A 606-nucleotide genomic window follows, 5' to 3' on the forward strand; every position below is an offset into this window, starting at 1 on the left:
CTTTTCTAATGCTTGATCTTCACCTGCGCTAGATTGAAGCTCTTGATTCATGGCATTTGCTTTTTCTTGAATAGCTGATAGCTTTTCCATAATAGATGCTTGTTCAGCATCAACTGTTTGTCCATATTGATCAGCAAAATCTTGCACTGAACTTTGGAACTGTGCTAACTCTTCTTTTGTTAGAGACAGGTTTTGTTGGATTTGCTTACGTGCATCTTGAGAAGAGACGGTGCCAGCTAACGCCTGCTGCAAACTACCTTTAATAGAGTCATTGTTAAGGACGCTGTTCTGTATGTCTGTATTTCCTATTTGAGCTAAAGTCAAATCATACTGCGATAAATCACCGTAATACTTTAGCAGATCTTCTGCACTGCTGCTTTGAATCTTACCTGAGAATGTATTGCTCAACTTTTCCTTGCGAGAAGCTGAAAGGTTTGGAGAAGATAAAATTTTATCTTCTTTGTTTTTAATCATCGTAATGAGATTGTCTACATCCACACTACCTTTAGAAGGCTTTTTGCCGTCTTCTTTCAACTTTTCATTCTCTTTTTTTAATCGTTCATTTTCTTCTTGAAGCTTAGCAATTTGACCGCTCGACGACTTGGT

1 protein-coding gene is annotated in these 606 nt (G+C 37.8%); it reads right to left on the bottom strand.

What is annotated here, in order from left to right; translation table 11 throughout:
- Positions 1 to 606: hypothetical protein (locus tag FBF73_RS09855; protein WP_206146685.1), on the bottom strand; the 606-nt coding region annotated here is incomplete at both ends.

The organism is Streptococcus mitis (assembly GCF_005144795.1).
Lineage (GTDB): Bacteria > Bacillota > Bacilli > Lactobacillales > Streptococcaceae > Streptococcus > Streptococcus mitis_BB.